At 63.9% G+C, this 17,709-nt stretch carries 15 protein-coding genes, 1 tRNA gene and 1 pseudogene; 9 read left to right on the forward strand and 8 right to left on the reverse strand.

Going from position 1 to position 17,709, the window contains the following annotated elements; all coding sequences use genetic code 11:
* Nucleotides 1–89 precede the first annotated feature (89 nt).
* From XI03_RS32945 to XI03_RS32955, 3 genes are all read left to right on the forward strand, one after another.
* Complete coding sequence (locus XI03_RS32945) at nt 90–368, forward strand: PepSY domain-containing protein (RefSeq protein ID WP_018323571.1); 279 nt, start codon at nt 90–92, stop codon at nt 366–368.
* 48 nt (nt 369–416) lie between these two features.
* The gene (locus XI03_RS32950) at nt 417–1,010 is read left to right on the forward strand and encodes a cytochrome b/b6 domain-containing protein (protein WP_442869765.1); all 594 of its coding nucleotides are present in this window, start codon (nt 417–419) and stop codon (nt 1,008–1,010) included.
* 201 nt (nt 1,011–1,211) lie between these two features.
* Nucleotides 1,212–3,728, forward strand: a complete 2,517-nt coding sequence (locus XI03_RS32955; RefSeq protein WP_038973013.1) for an EAL domain-containing protein — start codon at nt 1,212–1,214, stop codon at nt 3,726–3,728.
* A gap of 12 nt (nt 3,729–3,740) precedes the next feature.
* On the opposite strand, the gene XI03_RS32960 is transcribed toward XI03_RS32955, so the two are convergent.
* Together XI03_RS32960 and trxA are read right to left on the reverse strand one after the other, a co-directional pair.
* Entirely contained in the window at nt 3,741–4,418 is a 678-nt protein-coding gene (locus XI03_RS32960; RefSeq protein WP_018323574.1) for an LON peptidase substrate-binding domain-containing protein, read from the reverse strand.
* Nucleotides 4,419–4,453: 35 nt separating this feature from the next.
* Entirely contained in the window at nt 4,454–5,377 is a 924-nt protein-coding gene (gene trxA, locus XI03_RS32965; RefSeq protein ID WP_271594422.1) for a thioredoxin, read from the reverse strand.
* Nucleotides 5,378–5,650: 273 nt separating this feature from the next.
* Here trxA and XI03_RS32970 point away from each other — a divergent pair.
* From XI03_RS32970 to XI03_RS32985, 4 genes are all read left to right on the forward strand, one after another.
* Nucleotides 5,651–5,725: transfer RNA gene (locus XI03_RS32970), tRNA-Gly, on the forward strand.
* A gap of 76 nt (nt 5,726–5,801) precedes the next feature.
* Complete coding sequence (locus XI03_RS32975; RefSeq protein WP_271594423.1) at nt 5,802–6,788, forward strand: NAD-dependent epimerase/dehydratase family protein; 987 nt, start codon at nt 5,802–5,804, stop codon at nt 6,786–6,788.
* 381 nt (nt 6,789–7,169) lie between these two features.
* A complete protein-coding gene (locus tag XI03_RS32980; protein WP_028139346.1) occupies nt 7,170–8,444 on the forward strand; it encodes a PQQ-dependent sugar dehydrogenase in 1,275 nt (424 codons plus the stop codon).
* Nucleotides 8,445–8,651: 207 nt separating this feature from the next.
* On the forward strand, nt 8,652–9,245 hold the full coding sequence (locus XI03_RS32985) for a c-type cytochrome (RefSeq protein WP_271594424.1): 594 nt from the start codon (nt 8,652–8,654) through the stop codon (nt 9,243–9,245).
* A gap of 202 nt (nt 9,246–9,447) precedes the next feature.
* Here XI03_RS32985 and panE read toward each other — a convergent pair whose 3' ends face one another.
* The 4 genes from panE to XI03_RS33005 all read right to left on the reverse strand — a co-directional run bounded on the left by panE (nt 9,448) and on the right by XI03_RS33005 (nt 13,237).
* Nucleotides 9,448–10,371, reverse strand: a complete 924-nt coding sequence (gene panE, locus XI03_RS32990) for a 2-dehydropantoate 2-reductase (protein WP_271594425.1) — start codon at nt 10,369–10,371, stop codon at nt 9,448–9,450.
* A gap of 122 nt (nt 10,372–10,493) precedes the next feature.
* Nucleotides 10,494–11,102 (reverse strand): 2-hydroxychromene-2-carboxylate isomerase, encoded by a 609-nt coding sequence (locus tag XI03_RS32995; protein ID WP_271594426.1) that lies wholly within the window; start codon nt 11,100–11,102, stop codon nt 10,494–10,496.
* A gap of 102 nt (nt 11,103–11,204) precedes the next feature.
* A complete protein-coding gene (locus XI03_RS33000; RefSeq protein WP_271594427.1) occupies nt 11,205–12,554 on the reverse strand; it encodes an MATE family efflux transporter in 1,350 nt (449 codons plus the stop codon).
* A gap of 86 nt (nt 12,555–12,640) precedes the next feature.
* On the reverse strand, nt 12,641–13,237 hold the full coding sequence (locus XI03_RS33005; protein ID WP_271594428.1) for a DUF2239 family protein: 597 nt from the start codon (nt 13,235–13,237) through the stop codon (nt 12,641–12,643).
* Nucleotides 13,238–13,401: 164 nt separating this feature from the next.
* Here XI03_RS33005 and XI03_RS33010 point away from each other — a divergent pair, with 164 nt between their 5' ends.
* A complete protein-coding gene (locus tag XI03_RS33010) occupies nt 13,402–14,067 on the forward strand; it encodes a glutathione S-transferase family protein (RefSeq protein WP_028139340.1) in 666 nt (221 codons plus the stop codon).
* Nucleotides 14,068–14,166: 99 nt separating this feature from the next.
* On the opposite strand, the pseudogene XI03_RS33015 reads toward XI03_RS33010, so the two are convergent.
* Nucleotides 14,167–14,403, reverse strand: a pseudogene (locus XI03_RS33015) (MFS transporter); the annotation flags it as partial.
* A complete protein-coding gene (ggt, locus tag XI03_RS33020; protein WP_271594429.1) occupies nt 14,403–16,154 on the reverse strand; it encodes a gamma-glutamyltransferase in 1,752 nt (583 codons plus the stop codon). The pseudogene XI03_RS33015 and the gene ggt, both read right to left, overlap by 1 nt.
* Before the next feature lie 100 nt (nt 16,155–16,254).
* On the opposite strand from ggt, the gene XI03_RS33025 reads away from it, so the two are divergent.
* Nucleotides 16,255–17,640: an MFS transporter gene (locus XI03_RS33025; protein ID WP_028139338.1), complete on the forward strand. Its 1,386-nt coding sequence runs from the start codon at nt 16,255–16,257 to the stop codon at nt 17,638–17,640.
* Nucleotides 17,641–17,709 lie beyond the last annotated feature (69 nt).

The raw sequence follows: 17,709 nt of genomic DNA on the forward strand, positions 1-17,709 counted from the left end.
CCGTACCGGATTGACTTCACCATCACCTTTGCTTCCTTCAGTCCGGCTTCGCGGCTCGCGTAGCGCGCACGACAGAGGAGGAGACGTTCGTGAAGGTCATTCGTGTTGTTGCCATTGCACTGACGGTTGGAATGGGCATGGGGTCGGCCGCCATGGCCGACGGTTTCAAGGATTGCACCAAGCTCGACAAGGCGTCGTGGAAGCCGGCCAGCGAGGCCGAAGCCAAGGCCAAGGCACTCGGCTACGAGGTGCGGCGCTCCAAGATCGAAGGCTCCTGCTATGAGGTCTACGGCGTCAAGGAAGGCAAGCTTTACGAGCTGTTCTACAGCCCCGAAGATCTCAGCCTGAAGCACACGATCGCCAAGTAGACCGCGCGAATTGATCCGCGCAAAACAAGGCTTGAGGATGGTCTTCGCTTGATCGAAGAAGCGATGCCAAAAGCGCGCGGGGGGTCCGACCGGACCCCCGCGGATCGAACCGCTTCGCGGACGGTCGCGGTCTGGGACCTCCCGCTGCGCCTCTGGCACTGGGCACTCGCGGCTAGCGTTCTGGCCGCGTGGTTCACGCCCACCGTCTATGACCGAACTCACCGCATCGTCGGCTATGTGGTGCTCGGACTTCTCGCCTTTCGCCTGGTCTGGGGCTTCCTGGGAAGCCGCTATTCGCGCTTCCGGATGGTCGGCGTAAGGCTTCGGGCGGCGCCAAGCTATCTCTGGAATCTGCGCCGCGGCATCACCGGCCGCTACATCGGGCTCAATCCCGCCGGCACCTTGATGCTGGTGGCGCTGCTGGCTGCGCTCGCCGTCTCGACGATCACGGGAGCGATGTCGGTCACCACCACCTTCTTCGGCGTCTGGTGGGTCGAAGACACCCACCATTATTCATCGGATGCGGTCATCGTCCTGGTCGTGCTCCACGTCGTGGGCGTGGTGCTGATGGGGCTACTCCAGCGCGAGAGCCTGGTCCGCGCGATGATCACCGGACGCAAGCGCATCCGCGGCCATTCCTAAAAATATCGTTGCCGATCGATGCACGCGTCCTGCAGCCGGCTCGGGCACGGTCGCGGCATGGCCTCAGGCTGTTCGTCAGATCGAGTTGTACGAGTACCGTTAACATGCCGGTAAGCATGCAATCAGGCACGGCACAAAATTAACGTGAATGGCGGTTAGCCGATCCACCATCGATAACTATCGACGATGGAGCGCTGCTGGATGTTCCGCGTTTTCTCCTGCCTTGCGGTCGAGCACGATTGGCGGCTCGTTGTACTCGCTGGTCTGGTCTGCTTCGCTGCAAGTATTGTCGCGGTCAGCATCTTTCATCGTGCGATCGCGACGCGCGCAAGAACGCGGTGGATCTGGATCACGATTGCCGGCGCGGCCATCGGATACGGCATCTGGGCAACGCATTTCGTCGCGATGCTCGCCTACGAGCCGGGCGTTCCAACGGGCTACGGCATCGTGCCGACCGCGTTTTCTCTCGCTGCGGCAATGCTCCTGACCTCGGTCGGTTTCGGCGTTGCAGTCGGCACCTCCGGCCGGTGGCGCGCGATGGCAGGGGGCGTCATCATCGGCGGCGGCATTGCCAGCATGCACTATCTCGGGATGTGGGCACTTGAGGTGCCGGGTCGAGTCGTCTGGTCGGTGGACCTCGTGTTCGTCTCGATCATTTTAGGCATGTGTCTCGGCTGCGCCGCGCTGGCTGTCGCGCTCATGTACCAGGGCTACCGGGGCACCCTTGCGGCGGCAATCCTGCTGACACTCGCGATCGTATCGCATCATTTCACGGCCATGGGGGCGGTGCAGATCACGCCAGATCCAACGCGAGCGACGACGGATAGCCTTTCGCTTTCTCCGGCCCTCCTCGCGCTTGCTATCGCCGGTGTGGCGCTATCCGTGCTGGGAATGAGCCTGGTCGGCGTGCTGGCCGATCGTCGCCTGGCGACCCGGACCGCCAGGTTCGAGGAGATCATCAACCAGCTCTCGGTTGCCCGACAGCAGCTCGAAGGCTCGCAGAACGAACTGCAGGACCAGAAGCTCAGGCTTGATACGGCCATCAACAACATGGTCGAGGCTCTCTGCATGTTCGATGCGGAGAGGCGACTTGTGGTCTGCAACGAGCGATATGCCCTGCTCTATCGGCTGCCACCAGAGCTGCTGCGAACGGGGACCCCGCACGCCGACATCATCAGGCATCGCGTCGTGACCGGCATTCTCAAGAGCGACACCAGCGAGGGCGCAGCCGAGCAGTTCCTGTCGAAATTGGCCGCGTTGCCGTTCGATGCAGTCTCGAGCAGAATCGACGAGTTCACGGATGGTCGGTTGATCTGCGTGACGCGACAGCCGATGGCCGGCGGCGGGTGGGTGGCCACGCATCTTGATGTCACCGAACAACGCCGGTCCGAGGCTAGGATCGCTCATATGGCGCAACACGATGCGTTGACCGATCTGCCAAATCGCGTGCTGCTCAGGGAGCGGATGGAGCACGCCATTGCGGTTACGCGTAGCGGCGGCGTCGATCTGGCCGTGCTCATGCTCGATCTCGATCGCTTCAAGGAAGTCAACGATACGCTCGGACATCCGGCAGGCGATTCCCTGCTGCGCGCCGTTTCTGCGCGTCTGCGCGAGTGCACCACGGAAACCGCGCTGATCGCTCGACTAGGCGGCGACGAGTTCGCCGTGATCGACTACGTGACCAACCCGGCCGTCGAGGCCGCCACCCTCGCCGAGAACATCAGAAAGGCGCTCTGCGAACCCTTTGATCTCGGCGATCACCGGGTCACGGTGGGCACCAGCATCGGCATTGCCATCGCGCCGCGCGATGGCAGTGATTCCGACGGGCTCATGAAGAGCGCGGATCTCGCCCTCTACTCGGCCAAGAGTGGTGGACGTGGCGCATTCCGCTTCTTCGAGCCGGAACTGGACCAGCTCATGCATGCGCGACGCAACCTGGAGCGCGACATGCGGGATGCGCTTGCTGGCGGCGAATTCGAGCTGCACTACCAGCCATTCGTCAATACCGCGACCGGCGAGATCCGCGGCTTCGAAGCCTTGCTGCGCTGGCACCACCCGCGGCGTGGTCTGGTCTTGCCCGGCGAATTCATACCGCTCGCGGAGGAGGCCGGCTTGATCGTGCCGCTGGGAGAATGGATCTTGAGGACGGCCTGTGCGGAAGCCGCCAAATGGCCTGCCCATCTCAAGATCGCGATCAACCTGTCTCCCGCTCAATTCAGGAGCAAGGAGCTTGTTCCGGTCATTGTCGATGCACTGGCGAGCTCGGAAATTGCGCCACACCGGCTCGAGCTCGAGGTCACCGAGACGGTGATCATGCATGACAGCGAAGCCGTATTCGCAGCACTTGGTCAATTGCGCGAGCTCGGCGTGCGAATCGCCCTGGACGACTTCGGCACCGGCTATTCATCGCTGAGCTTTCTGCAGAGATTTCCGTTCGACAAAATCAAGGTCGACCGCAGCTTCGTCAGCGAACTGTCCAGCGCAAGGGCAGACGCGCACCATCTCGCGCGAGCAGTCGTTCGCTTCGCAGTCAGCCTCGGCAAGACGACGACCGCCGAAGGCGTCGAAACGAAGGAGCAACTGGACGTCCTCCGTGAAGAGGGGTGCGTCGAAACGCAAGGCTACTACTTCGGTCGGCCGATGCCCGCATCCGCCATTGCAAAAATGTTGCGGCGAGGTGCCAAGCGAGGTGACAAGGCAGCCGTCTGCGCTGCGTGAGCACCCGCATCCTCACTGCAGCGGAGGATCGCCGCTGGTGCGCTTCTTGGCGAGGTCCATCTCCGTCACCGCGATCAGAATCTCGGCGCGGGTCTTCAGGTCGGGCGCCTCCAGCATGGCCTGCTTCTCCGCGGGGCCATAGGGCGACATCATCGCCAGCGCGTTGACGAGCGCTTCGTTGGGCGCGCTTTCGACGCCTTCCCAGTCGACCTTGAGATTGTTGGCCTTCAAAAAGTCTGCCAGCACGGCCAGCAGCGCCTCGCGGTCGACCTCGTCCTCGCCCATGCGCGCGGTGAAGTCGTCGACGAAGGCGAAGAAATCCACCTTGCACTGCCGGTAGGCAGTGAGCACCTCGAGCTCCTCGACCACCTTGAAGCGCGAGACGCCGGTGAGCTCGAGGATGTAGCGTCCATCGCCGGATTCGGCGAGCTGGGTGATGCGGCCGACGCAGCCGACGCGGAACAGCGTCGGCTTGTCGGAATTCTTCGGCGAGTGCGCGACATCAGGCTGGATCATGCCGATCAGGCGATGTCCGTCGCGGAAGGAATCGTCGACCATCGACAGGTAGCGCGGCTCGAAGATGTTGAGCGGCATCTGGCCGCGGGGCAGCAGCAGCGCGCCCGGCAGCGGAAACACCGGAATGATCTCCGGGAGGTCGGCGGGTCCGCGATATTCGATGTTGATCGGCATCTGGTCCCGGTCCCCGCTGACTTGGTCAACCGCGCCTACGAAAACAGGATCGTCGACAAGCGCTTGCGTCCCTCGACGGTTGCATCATCCGTGCCGCCCCAGGCTTCGAAGAACTGCACCAGCTGCTTGCGGGCGCCGTCGTCGTTCCATTTGCGGTCGCGCTTGACGATCGCGAGCAGCTGCTCGGTAGCGGCCGCACGGTTGCCTTGCGCGTTGAGCGCGGTCGCGAGGTCGAATCGGGCCTGATGATCGAGCGGGTTTGCGGCGACTTTCTGTTCCAGCTCGGCGACCGGTCCGAGCGATTGCGCCTGCTCGGCGAGATCAATCGCGGCCTGCACGGCCTTTACCGCGGGGTCGTTGCGCTTGGATTCCGGCACCATGGCGAGCGTCTGCTTGGCCTGCTCCATCGCGCCGGAGACGGCATAGCATTTTGCGAGGCCCGCGAGCGCCGCGATGTTGGTGGCATCATGCTGGAGCACCTCGGCGTAGATCTGCGCTGCCGCAGCCGCATCGCCCTCGGCGAGCACGGCTTCAGCCTCCTGCAGGATCTCGGCGATATTGGGCTCGCCCGGCGCGGTCACGCCTTTTGTCAGCTTTTCGATGAAGGCGTTGAGCTGGCTCTCGGGCACCGCGCCCATGAAGCCGTCGGCGGGCTGGCCGTTGACGAAGGCGATCACGGCCGGGATCGACTGGATGCCCATCTGGCCCGGGATCGCCGGGTGCTGGTCGATGTTCATCTTGACCAGCTTGACCTTGCCCTTGGCCGCCTTGACGGCCTTTTCGAGCAGAGGGGTGAGTTGCTTGCAGGGGCCGCACCACTCCGCCCAGAAATCGATCAGCACCGGCTGGCGCTTCGATTCCTCGATGACGTCCTTCACGAAGGTCTGGGTGGTGGTGTCCTTGATCAGATCGGCCGCAGCCGGGCCCGCCGCTCCGTTACCCTGGTCGATGATCGTCACGGGATCCCCTCGTCTATGTCCGGAATGGCGGGTCTTTAGCACGCCGCCACACCTTATGCTCGCTGTCGGCTCCTAAATTGGGCCGCGACGGCCGAATTTCAATCCACCGAGGCCGATTCGCCAGTTCCGGGGCAGTTTCGGGCCATTTCGCCGCATTCAGGCTCCATATGGGGCCCCAAGAACCGAATCTAGATCGCCGGTAGCTGTTGCATTCCCCTCCCGGTTTTGGCATACGACAGCCGTTGCCGGCGCGTCACGCGACCGACACAGGATGCGGGTGTAGCTCAGTGGTAGAGCACGACCTTGCCAAGGTCGGGGTCGAGGGTTCGAGCCCCTTCGCCCGCTCCAGTTTTTCCCAAAGCATCCAGCCGATCCGGACGGAAACGTGGTTCGCCGCGCCGCTGGCGGCCGTCCCGGGTTCGCAATGACAATTCTGGTCACCGGCAGCGCAGGCCACCTCGGGGAAGCCATCCTCCGGACCCTCCGGGCTCGCGGTTCCCCGGTGCGCGGGATCGATCTGAAGCCATCGCCCTTCACCGACGCGGTCGGCTCGATTGTCGATCCCGGCTTCGTGCGCAGCCAGATGGACGGCGTCACCGCCGTCATCCACACCGCGACGCTGCACAAGCCGCATGTGGGGACCCACAGCAAACCAGACTTTGTCGACACCAACGTCACCGGCACGCTCAACCTGCTGGAGGCGGCGGCGAGCGCCGGCGTGCGCAGCTTCGTCTTCACCAGCACCACCAGCGCGTTCGGCTCGCAGCTCCGCTCCGGGGCGGGACAGGCGGCGGTCTGGGTCACCGAGGATCTGCCGTCGGTGCCGAAGAACATCTACGGCACCACAAAACTGATGGCGGAGACCCTGTGCGAGCTGTTCTATCGCGAGCGCGCTCTGCCGGTCGTCGTCTTGCGGACCTCGCGCTTCTTTCCGGAAGATGATGACGATCCGGCGATGCGCTCGGCCTACACACTGGAGAACGCGCAGGCCAACGAGCTGCTCTATCGCCGGCTGGACATCACGGACGCCGTGAGCGCGCATCTGCTCGCCGCCGAACGCGCCCCGAAGATCGGTTTCGCCCGCTACATCGTCTCCGCCACCAGCCCGTTCGAGCCGCGCCATCTCGCCGCGCTTGCGCGCGATGCGGCCGGTGTCGTGCGCGAGCTCTATCCGGATTGCGCGCAGCTGTATGCGGCGCGAGGCTGGAACCTCCTCCCCGAGATCGACCGCGTCTATGTCAACGAGCGCGCGCGGCGTGAGCTCGGCTGGCGGCCGGAATTCGACTTCGCGCATGTGTTGAGCTGCCTTCGCGAGGGTCGCGATTTCCGCAGTGCGCTGGCGCGCGAGGTCGGCGCGAAAGGCTATCATGACGCGGTGTTCGACGACGGGCCTTACCCTGTCGCCCCCTGAGCGCCGCGTTCGTCATTTTGCTCGATGCATCAAATGCCTGTCCGGCGTCACCGCGTGCAACCCGGCCCGAGCCGTTCTACTGTGCATGGGGTTGTTTTCGCAGTTTTTGTTTTGGCCCGTCTCTCGTGCTGTCTGAAGGCGAGCCGCCTGCCGGTCTGATTCCGCGTTGCAGCGAGGTGCTGTCGTCGCGGTGTTCGCGGTCATTGACACTCCGTCTCAATATTTAATGAGCGCAACCGCAACCCATGCGATGCCCTTCTCAGCACTCGCAGATGTGCTAGCCTTTTTATGTCTGCCTCTCGGCAGACCCCAAACTTCGCCTCTCGACTAGCAAAACAAAATAAATCGCAGCCCTGGCGGCTGCCTTAGGGGAGTGACGCGATGACATCGATGTTCCATCGATCCGTGTTGGCACTTGCGGCCGTGGCCCTTCTTGCGGGGACCAGCGCCGGCAGCGCGCAACAGCAGGACAAGAGCAAACCGCTGAAGAAATACGAATCCGGCACCAAGGAGTTCTGGACCCATCCGCCAGATGACTGGTTCCTCGGCGACGAGACCGAGGCGCAGAAGGGTCTCGCGCCGCCGTCGGGTCCGCCGACCGGCGCCTCCGATGCCGAGCTCGCCAACATCATCAAGAAGGTCAAGCTGCCGCCAGGATTCAAGATGGAGGTCTATGCCTCCGGCGTGCTGGCCGCGCGGCAGATGGCCTGGGGTGACAAGGGCACGCTGTTCGTCGGCTCGTTCGGCCTCGGCAACGTCTATGCCATCAAGGACAACAACGGAAAGAAGGAGGTCAAGACCGTCCTCAAGGGCCTCAACATGCCCACCGGTCTCGCCTTCAGGGACGGCGCGCTCTACGTCATTGCTGTCGACAAGCTGATCCGCTACGACAATGCGGAGGCCAATCTCGACAAGCTCGGCGACGGCAAGGTCGTCTATGACGACATGCCGTCCTATGCCGCGCATGGCTGGAAGTACATCGCAGTCGACAAGGAGGGCTGGTTCTACATTCCGTTCGGACCGCCCTTCAACATTGGTGTCCCGCCGACCAGCGTCTCGCAGATCCGCCGCGTCGATCCCAAGACCGGCAATGCCGAGATCTACGCGCTCGGTGTCCGCAACTCGGTCGGCGGCGACGTCGATCCGCGCACCGGCAAGTACTGGTTCACCGAGAATGCCCGCGACTGGATCAGCGATGATCTGCCCTCGGACAAGCTGAACATGATCAACCGGATCGGCGAGCATTTCGGCTATCCCTATTGCCACCAGGGCAACCTGCCGGACGACAAGTTCGCCATGGGCCACAAATGCTCCGAGTTCACGCCGCCGGTGTTGAACCTCGGTGCGCACGTCGCTCCGCTCGGCATGAAGTTCTATACCGGCGACCAGTTCCCCGCTGAGTACAAGAACAACATCCTGATCGCCGAGCACGGCTCCTGGAATCGCCACAAGTACCAGGGCGGCCGCATCATGCGCGTGATCGTCGGGCCTGACGGCAAGAACCCCAAGCAGGAGGTGTTCGCCTCCGGCTGGATCGAGGGCGACCAGGGCTATCTCGGTCGTCCTGACGACATCATCCTCGCCAAGGACGGATCGATCCTCGTCGCCGACGACTGGGCCGGCGCGATCTACCGCATCAGCTACAGCAAGAAGTAGCACGACAAGAGAAAGAGGCTGCGGTGGCGGGAGGGCGCCGCAGCCTCTTTGCTGAAAACGTGGATGCTGTCGTTCCGGATTGCGCGCCAGCGCAAGTCCGGAACCCATAACCATAAATCGGGTTATGGATTCTCGGATGCGCAATTGCGCATCTTAGCTCGTGCTTCGCACGCCCTGGAATGAGCTAATTAGATCGGAATTCCCACGATGCGCCGCCAGTTTTCTTCTTACGCCATCGGCGCGCTCTCGCTTGCGGCGCTCGCATCCGTCCCGGCTCAGGCTGCGGACAATGCTGCGATCAAGGAGAAGGCTGCCGTCTGCTCAGGCTGTCACGGCGAGAACGGCGTTTCGCAGACGGAGAATATCCCCTCGCTGGCCGGCCAGCCTGATCAGTTCATCCAGTGGCAGCTCGTGTTCTTCCGCGCGGGCTCGCGCAAGAACGACCAGATGCAGCCGATCGTCGAGGAGATCACCAATGAGGACATCCGCAATCTCGGCGCTTATTTCTCGCAACTGACGCCGCCGAAGGAACCGGAGGACAGCGACCCGGACCTGTCGAAGAAAGGCGCGCAAGTTGCCGCAGGCCGCCGCTGCGCCTCATGCCATACGGACAGCTTCGCCGGCACCAAGGGAGTGGCGCGACTGGCTGGCCAGCGCGAGGAATATCTGGTCAAGGCGTTGCGCGACTACAAAGCGGGCCAGCGCGTCGGCGGCGGCGTCGCCGCGATGGCCGATGTCGCCTATCACATGAGCGACGAGGAAATCACGGCGGTCTCGCACTATCTCACGCATTTGAAATAGTGCGGGGCTAGTTGCGGCAATCTCCGCTGTCGTCCCGGACAAGCGCGCCTCAAGCGCGCGCAGATCCGGGACCCATAACCACAGGAAGATGTGGTTACGAGGGCTCGGAGTGACGACGTCGCGCACAATGTAGTCTTGTGGCTATGGGTCCCGGATCTGCGCTTACGCTTGTCCGGGACGACACCGAGTGTGTGGTTGGGTGTTACCCCGCCCGCTGCCTCTCATACGCCTTCAAATGCGTGTAGGCGATGCGCAGCTTGGGCACCGGCACCTTGGCGGCATCGGCGCGTGCGATGAGATCGCCGATGACGTGATCGGCTTCGACCGGCAGGCCCGCCTTGATGTCGCGGAACATCGAGGCCGTCATCGGCGAGCCTTCGGCGGTGAGGTTGCCCTTCACTCGCTCGAAGAACGGCCCGCCCGGCGTATAGCCCGACGCGGTGGCGATCGCGCTGGTCTCATCGAGCATGCCGAGGAGGAAGTCGCGGCCGCCGGGCGCGGCGAGGATGTTGCCGACGGAGGTGCGCATCAGGCTGGTGGAGGCCGCAAGCGAGGACAGGAACACCCACTTCTCCCACATGTCCTGCATGATGTTCTGGCTGGCGGCGGCACCGGTGATACCGCTCTTGAAGGCCTCGTCGATCGCCTTGACGCGATCTGACAGCTTTCCGTCGCGCTCGCCGTAGTTCAGCGACTGCATCGGTTGGAGCTGCACCACCTCGCGTTTCTCGTTCAGGGTCGCCGCGATGGCGCAGAGGCCGCCGAGCACGCGCTCCTTGCCGAATTTTGCATCGAGGATATCGAGATGCTTCATGCCGTTCAGCATCGGGATGATCGCCGTATCAGGTCCGACCGCCGGCGCAAACGATTTGATGGCGTCGTCGAGATCGAACGCCTTGCAGCTCAAGAGCACGACGTCGAACTTGTCCTTGAGCGCGTCGGCTTGCACGGTCGGCGGATTCTTCAAGGTCACATCGCCATTCGGGCTCTTGATGACGAGGCCGGCGCTTGCGAGCTCGCCGGCGCGGCGCGGCCGGACCAGGAAGGTGACGTCGCGGCCGGCTTGCAACAGCCTGCCACCAAAATAGCCGCCGATGGCGCCGGCGCCGACCACGAGGATACGCATGGGATGCTCCATTGTTGCTCTTGATTATTGCTCTTGGCGGCTACTTATAATCGCCATTTCGAGCGAAGCGAAGCAATCCAGAATGTTGCCGCGATCACATTCTGTCGCCGGAGAATGAGCGGCTAAGTCCCGAGCACCATCTCCTCGACCTCGCGCAGCTGCTCCTTGCCGAAGAACATCTCGTTGCCGACGAAGAAGGTCGGCGAGCCGAACGCGCCGCGGGCAACGGCGTCCTCGGTGTTCTTGATCAGCCTGCCCTTCACCTCGGGTTCCTGGCTGCGGGCGAACAGCTTCTGGGCGTCGAGCCCGGATGAGGCCAGCGCCTTCGCCGCGATCTCGGGATCGTCCATCTTCTTCGGCTCGCGCCACATGTGGTGAAAGGCCGCCTCGACGTATTTTTCGAATACACCCTCGAGCCGTGCGGCAATCGCCGTGCGCATCAGGTTCAGCGTGTTGATGGGGAAATGCGGATTCCAGACATAGGGCTGGACATGGAAGCGCTTGATGAAGCGCTCGGTCTCGACCTGATGGAATTCACGCTTGTTCTTGATGCCCGCGAGCGTCTCGGCCGGCGACTTGTTGTTGGTCGACTTGAAGATGCCACCGAGCAGGATCGGCACATATTCGAACTTGACACCGATGCGCTGCTCGATCGCGGGGATCGCGAGGTGGCTGAGATAGGCATTCGGGCTGCCGAAATCGAACAGGAATTGCGGGGTTGTGCGGGTCAAACTCGTCTCCGTGACCTAACTTTTTTGATCTGGCTTACCCACATTGTGACGCAGCGTGCCCTGCGGGTCCACCGTTTAATGATGAGCATAATACTCTGGAAATCAGACCAGCCGTCGGATCGCCCGCTTGCGCCAGACCATGAGGTAATAGCCCATCTGCAAGACGAACATGGCGCAGAACACGATGGGATAGGCGGCCCACACGCCCGAAAGGCCGATTGTGTGGCTCAGGATCACCGCGGCCGGCAGCTCGATCGCGAGGATCGCGAAGATCGAGAGCAGCATTGGCATCAACGCGACGCCTGCCGCCCGCATGGCACCTGAGAACACTGTGGCGAGGCCAAACGGCACCGAGCTCCACAGGGCGATATCGAGCAGGCCTTTTGCCAGATCGAGCACGGCGGCATCGGTGATGAAGATGCCGAGGATTGCGCGCGGCGCGAGATAGATCAGCGCCACGAGCCCACCGGTCAAAACGAGGTTGAAAGCGAGCCCGGTCCGCACGATGCCGTCGAGCCGGGCCCTGTCGCCGCTGCCGACGGCCTGCGCGCCCAGGATCGAGACCGCGATCGAAATCGACATCGCCGTGAACTGCGTGTAGCCCATCACCTGGTTGACGGCGCCATAGGCCGCAGTGGCGTCCGACCCAAAGCCGTTGACGAGGCCGAGCAGGACCAGCTCAGCGATCGCCATCACCACCATGCCGATAGCGCTCGGCAATCCGATGCCGAGGATTTTTCCGAGCATGGCGCCGTTGAGCCGCAGGTGACCCAGCAGCGCCGCATCCGGCGCGAGCGCGTGCTTCTTTCGTAGCAGATAGAGTGCCAGCGCGATCAACGTGAGTGCGTTCGAGATCGCGGCCGCCCATGCCGGGCTGGTGATGCCGGCCGCCGGCAGTCCGAATGACCCACGGATCAACATCGGCGTCAGGATCAGCCCGATCGCGGTCGACAACGCCAGCGCCAGCAGCGGCGTCAGCGCATCGCCGACGCCGCGGATCATCGCCGTCATCAACAGGAAGATGAAGCCGAGCGGCATCGTCAGCAGCATGATGCGCGCATAGGCGCTGGCCTGGTCGAGAATGTCCGCGGGCGTGGCGAGAGCCATCATCAGCTGACGGCTGAAGAGCCCGCCGATCAGCGCCACTGAGATTGAAAGCAGAAGGCCGATCGCGAGCGTCGTGCCTACGACGCTCTTGATCCGGCCGTGCTCGCCCGCGCCAAAGGCCTGGCCGATCAGCACGGTCGCGCCGGTGCTCAGCCCCATCACGAAGGCGAACAGGAAGAACATCACCGGGAAGAAGACTGAGACCGCGGCGAGCGCATCGACGCCGATCATCTGGCCGAGATAGACGTTGCTGACGGTGCCGAACAGCGATTGCAGCGCGTTGCTCAGCATCAAGGGTGCGAGGAAGCGGAGGAATGTTGTCCAGAGCGGCTTGGGGACAGACATGGATTGGCCTTTCATCAGGGCGTGCGAAGCCGTTGCCGCGCAATGCGCGGCTCGGCCGTCGATGGGAAGGTGAGAGCGCGCGCGCCTTAAGCGCGGTCGCTGTAGGCGAGCTTGACGATGTGGTCGCGGATATCGGTCGGCCAGTCCGCGATCAGCCCGGTGAAGCGTCGCCGGTCATCGGCAAACAGCGCGCGCGAGGCTTCCTCGAACTGCGGCAGGTTGCCCGCCATGGTCGACATGAAGTGATAGGCCGCGTCGCGCGCCTGCCGCTCGCGGTCCTTGTCGCCGCTGGCGCGCCTGGCCTCGTCGACGAGCTTGCGCAGCGCGACCGAGGCGCCGCCCGCTTGCGCGTTGAGCCACTCCCAGTGTCGCGGCAACAGCGTCACCTCGCGCGCGACCACGCCGAGCTTCGGCCGCCCGCGCCCGCGCGGCTCGCTCGGTGGAGTGCTCTCCTCGACCGGCGGCGGCACAAGCTTCGCCAACCGCGCCAGGACCTCGCGATCCCCGCCGCGCAGATCGAAGTCGATCGATCGGCCGGTGCCGTCCTCGAAGATGAGGATGGGCTCGTCCGGCCGTTGCGCTACCCGCTTGACGACCAGCGCGACCTCGCCTGCCGGCCCGGACACCAGGCGACGCTGCCCCTGGAAGGCGGTGAAAATCTTCTGCATTGGAATCATTGTCATTTTGACGACGTTGGGTCATTTAATACCCGGGTAAATTGTCGGTGTCAATATACCCGGGTGAAAATATCCGTCCTGATGGCTCGACATTGTGATCCCGGGCTGGCACGAACGGCGCCGCGACTGAGCACGCCTAGCCACTACGCCTTGCCCCGGGGACCTCGCCGATGCTGACCGTTCACCACCTCAACAATTCCCGTTCGCAGCGCGTGCTGTGGCTGCTCGAAGAGTTGGGCGTGCCCTACGAGATTGTGCGCTATCAGCGCCAGCCGGACATGCGCGCGCCGAAGGAGCTGCGCGCCATTCATCCGCTTGGCAAGTCGCCCGTCATCACCGACAACGGCAACACTATCGCCGAGTCGGGCGCGATCATCGAATATCTCATCGCGACCTACGGCAACGGCCGGCTGATCCCGCCGCCGAACACGCCGGAGCGGCTGCGCTTCACCTATTGGCTGCATTACGCCGAAGGGTCCGCGATGCAGCCGCTGCTGTTGAAGCTGCTGTTCACGCTGATGCCGAAGCGCGCACCCGCGCTGCTGCGTCCGCTGGTGCGCAAGGTCTCGAACCAGGCGCTGACCACCCTGGTCAATCCGCAGCTCAAGCAGCACATGGATTACTGGGAAGGCGAGCTTGCAAAGAGCGAGTGGTTCGCCGGCAACGAGTTCACCGCAGCCGACATCCAGATGAGCTTTCCGCTGGAAGCGGCGCAAGCGCGCGGCGGGCTCGAGCAGGGCCATCCCAAGGCGATGGCGTTCCTCGAGCGCATCCACGCGCGGCCTGCCTATGCGCGCGCATTGGAAAAGGGCGGGCCGTATCAGGTGGGACGGTAGTTCTTTTTTATCGTCATCCCGGGGGCGCCCGAAGCGCGAACCCGGAATGACGAGATCCCGGGTTCGGCTCTGCGAGCCGCCCCGGGATGACAGTGACTGCTAGTGCGCGTGCAACACGCGTCCGCGCGTCTCCGGCAGCGCGAAGGCGGCGATGAAGAACAGCGCGTAAGCGACCACCGCGAAGATCGCGGTCGCATTCGCAAGCGAGGTCGACGCCGACAGCGCGCCGACGAGGAACGGAAACAGCGCGCCGATCCCGCGGCCGAAATTGTAGCAAAAGCCTTGGCCGGAGCCGCGCAGCCGCGTTGGATAGAGCTCGGTCAGGAACGCGCCGATTACTGCCCCGCAGCTTCTGCGCCGCGCGTGCGCGGATCGGGTGCGCCGAGCGGCCCGTTGGGTGTCACGACAATCGAATTGGCCGACGTCTGCCCCATCGGCTCGACGATGACATGGCCCATCGCCTTCAGCTTACCCAGAACATCGCTCGGAAAGCCGCCCTCGACACGGACTTCGTCCGGCAACCATTGGTGATGCAGCCGTGGCGCTGCGACGGCGGCCGCAACATCCATCCTGTAATCGAGGACGTTGACGATGACCTGCAGCACGCTCGAAATGATGCGGCTGCCGCCGGGCGAGCCCGTCACCAGCACCGGCTTGCTGTCCTTCAGCACGATGCTCGGCGACATCGAGGACAGCGGCCGCTTGCCGGGGCCCGGCAGATTGGCCTCGAAGCCGACGAGACCGTAGGCATTGGAGGCGCCGATTGCGGCGGTGAAATCGTCGAGCTCGTTGTTGAGCAGCACGCCGGTGCCGTCGGCAACGAGGCCGACGCCGTAGCTGAAGTTCAGTGTATAGGTGTTGCTGACGGCGTTGCCGCTGGAATCGACGACGGAAAAATGCGTGGTGTTGCTGCCCTCGCGCGGCGAGGGAGCCGCGGAAACGAACTCCTTCGACGGCGTGGCGCGTTCGGCGGAGATGCCGGCGCGCAGCTTGGCGGCGTAGTCCTTCGCGACGAGCGTCTCGATCGGCGCGTTGACGAAGGCGGGATCGCCGAGATAGCGCGCGCGATCTGCGTAGGCGCGCTTCATCGCCTCGATCAGAAGATGCAGCGATGCCGGCGATCCCTGCTTCAGATCGGCGAGCTGAAAGCCCTCGAGGATGTTGAGCGTCTCCACCAGCACGACACCGCCCGACGAAGGCAGCGGCATCGACACGATGTCATAGCCGCGATAGCTGCCGCGCACCGGCGCGCGGATCACGGCCTGATAGGCCTTCAAATCGGCGGGCGTCATGATGCCGCCGGCGTCGGTCACGGCTTTGGCGAGCTTTTCCGCGACCGGTCCTTCATAGAAGCCGCGTGGCCCCTGTGCGGCGACGGACGAGAGCGTTTCAGCGAGATCGCCCTGCACCAACCTGTCGCCTTCGCCCAGCGGCGTGCCATCGGGCCGCGAAAAGATTTTCGCCGAGGAGGGCCAGCGTGCCAGCCGCCGGTGCCAGGTAGGCAGCGTGTCGGCCATATCGTCGCCGACGGCGAAGCCGTCGCGGGCCAGCGCGATCGCGGGCGCAAGCAATTGCGCCAGGGTGAATTGCCCCGAGCCGTATTTCTGCAATGCCAAAGCGAGGCCCGCGACCGTGCCGGGCACGCCGACACCGAGCGCGGAATCCCGTGACTTCGCCGTATCGGGCTTGCCGTCGGCGCCGAGGAAGATTTGCGGCGTGGTGGCCGCCGGCGCCGTCTCGCGGTAATCGATCGTGATGTCTTCGTTGCGGTCCGCGGAATGGATCACCATGAAGCCGCCGCCGCCGATATTGCCGGCACGCGGATAGGTCACGGCCATCGCAAAGCCGGTCGCAACCGCAGCATCGACCGCATTGCCGCCGCTCCGCAGGATATCGGCCCCGATCTGCGCAGATATCCTCTCCTGCGCGACGACCATGCCGTGCTCGGCGGCGACGGCGCGCACCGTGTCAGGCGCGGCTGGGACATAGGCCCGTCGCGCATCCTGGGCGGCCGCCGGTGACAGTCCAAACGCCAGGGCGGCTATGAAGGCGAAAAATGTCCGCCTTGTCGAATTTGACGACATCATCAAGCTTCCGCCGTGGCTTCGAACCAGTTCACATGCCTCGCTGCAATGCTATACGGTTTGCCCCAAGAGAGGCAAAACTGTTCGTGATGAGGACTGCGTGATGACGACGATCGCCCCGGATGTGCGCATGGCCGGCGTGGCGCGGACCTATCCGCCGCGCGCCGCCGTCGTCAGCTGGATTTTCTTCGACTGGGCCGCGCAGCCTTATTTCACGCTGATCACGACCTTCGTGTTCGCGCCCTATTTCGCCACCAGCATTGCGCCGAACCCCGCCACCGGCCAATCGATGTGGGGATTTGCGATGGCGGCCGCGGGCCTTGCGATCGCGTTGATGTCGCCGGTGCTGGGCGCCATCGCGGACGCCTCGGGCCGCCGTAAGCCGTGGATCGCCGGGTTCGGTGCGCTGCTGGTGGTTGCATCCTGCACGCTATGGATCGGCAAGCCCGGCGATCCCTCCATCATTCCGCCACTGCTCATCGCAGTCGCGCTCGCCAGCGTCGGCGCGGAATTCGCTACCCTCTTCAACAATGCGATGATGCCGACGCTGGTGCCGCCGGAGCGCATCGGACGGCTCTCCGGCACCGGCTGGGCCACCGGCTATGTCGGTGGAATCGTCAGCCTGATCATCGTGCTCGGTTTCCTCGCGGCCAACCCGCAGACCGGCCGCACATTACTCGGCTTCACGCCGCTGTTCGGGCTCGATCCGGTCAGCCATCAGGGCGATCGCATCGTGGGGCCGCTGACCGGGCTGTGGTTCATCGTCTTCGTGACACCGCTGTTCCTGTTCACGCCGGATTATCCGGCGAAGCGCCCGGTGCGCGAGGCTTTGCGTGAGGGGCTGTTGGAGCTGAGGCAATCGATCAGAAGCCTGCCGCAGCAGAGATCGCTGGCGGCATTTCTGCTCGCCAATATGATCTATACGGATGGTCTGGTGTCGCTGTTCGCCTTTGGCGGCATCTATGCCGCGGGCACCTTCGGCTGGCACACCATCCAGATCGGCACCTTCGGCATCATGCTCGCGATTGCCGGCGCATTTGGCGCATGGTTCGGCGGCAAGCTGGATGATCGTCTCGGGCCGAAGCGCGTCATCGCCGGCAGCTTGCTCGTGCTGCTGTTGTCCGTGGCGGCAATTCTCCTGGTCGACAAGGACAGCGTGTTGTTCATCAAGGTCGCGCCGCCGCAAGCAGACGCTCCCTTGTTCTCGAGCGCGGCCGAGCGCGCCTATCTCGTGCTGGGCTGTCTCATTGGCGCGGCCGGCGGTCCACTCCAGGCGGCCTCACGCACGCTGCTGATCCACCTCGCACCGAAGGACCGCATCGCGCAGTATTTCGGCCTGTTCGCGCTGACCGGGAAGGTGACGTCCTTCATCGGACCGCTGCTGATCGGCACGATCACCGCGGTGACCGCAAGCCAGAAGGCCGGCATGGCGGTGCTGGTGGTGTTCTTCGTCGCGGGGCTGGGGCTGTTGATGCGGGTGCGGGATTAGTCGCATCACGCGATTCATCCTTCGTCATTGCGAGGAGCGAAGCGACGAGGCAATCCAGGCTTCTCCTCG

This window comes from Bradyrhizobium sp. CCBAU 65884, from assembly GCF_028128835.1.
Taxonomy (GTDB): Bacteria; Pseudomonadota; Alphaproteobacteria; order Rhizobiales; family Xanthobacteraceae; genus Bradyrhizobium; species Bradyrhizobium ottawaense.

Bases quoted from the DNA above. Each gene is read 5' to 3' on its own strand.
- XI03_RS32955 (WP_038973013.1), top strand. From the start codon at position 1,212: ATGTTCCGCGTTTTCTCCTGCCTTGCGGTCGAGCACGATTGGCGGCTC.
- XI03_RS32960 (WP_018323574.1), bottom strand. From the start codon at position 4,418: ATGCCGATCAACATCGAATATCGCGGACCCGCCGACCTCCCGGAGATC.
- XI03_RS32975 (WP_271594423.1), top strand. From the start codon at position 5,802: ATGACAATTCTGGTCACCGGCAGCGCAGGCCACCTCGGGGAAGCCATC.
- XI03_RS32980 (WP_028139346.1), top strand. From the start codon at position 7,170: ATGACATCGATGTTCCATCGATCCGTGTTGGCACTTGCGGCCGTGGCC.
- XI03_RS32985 (WP_271594424.1), top strand. From the start codon at position 8,652: ATGCGCCGCCAGTTTTCTTCTTACGCCATCGGCGCGCTCTCGCTTGCG.
- panE (WP_271594425.1), bottom strand. From the start codon at position 10,371: ATGCGTATCCTCGTGGTCGGCGCCGGCGCCATCGGCGGCTATTTTGGT.
- XI03_RS33000 (WP_271594427.1), bottom strand. From the start codon at position 12,554: ATGTCTGTCCCCAAGCCGCTCTGGACAACATTCCTCCGCTTCCTCGCA.
- XI03_RS33005 (WP_271594428.1), bottom strand. From the start codon at position 13,237: ATGACAATGATTCCAATGCAGAAGATTTTCACCGCCTTCCAGGGGCAG.
- XI03_RS33010 (WP_028139340.1), top strand. From the start codon at position 13,402: ATGCTGACCGTTCACCACCTCAACAATTCCCGTTCGCAGCGCGTGCTG.
- ggt (WP_271594429.1), bottom strand. From the start codon at position 16,154: ATGATGTCGTCAAATTCGACAAGGCGGACATTTTTCGCCTTCATAGCC.
- XI03_RS33025 (WP_028139338.1), top strand. From the start codon at position 16,255: ATGACGACGATCGCCCCGGATGTGCGCATGGCCGGCGTGGCGCGGACC.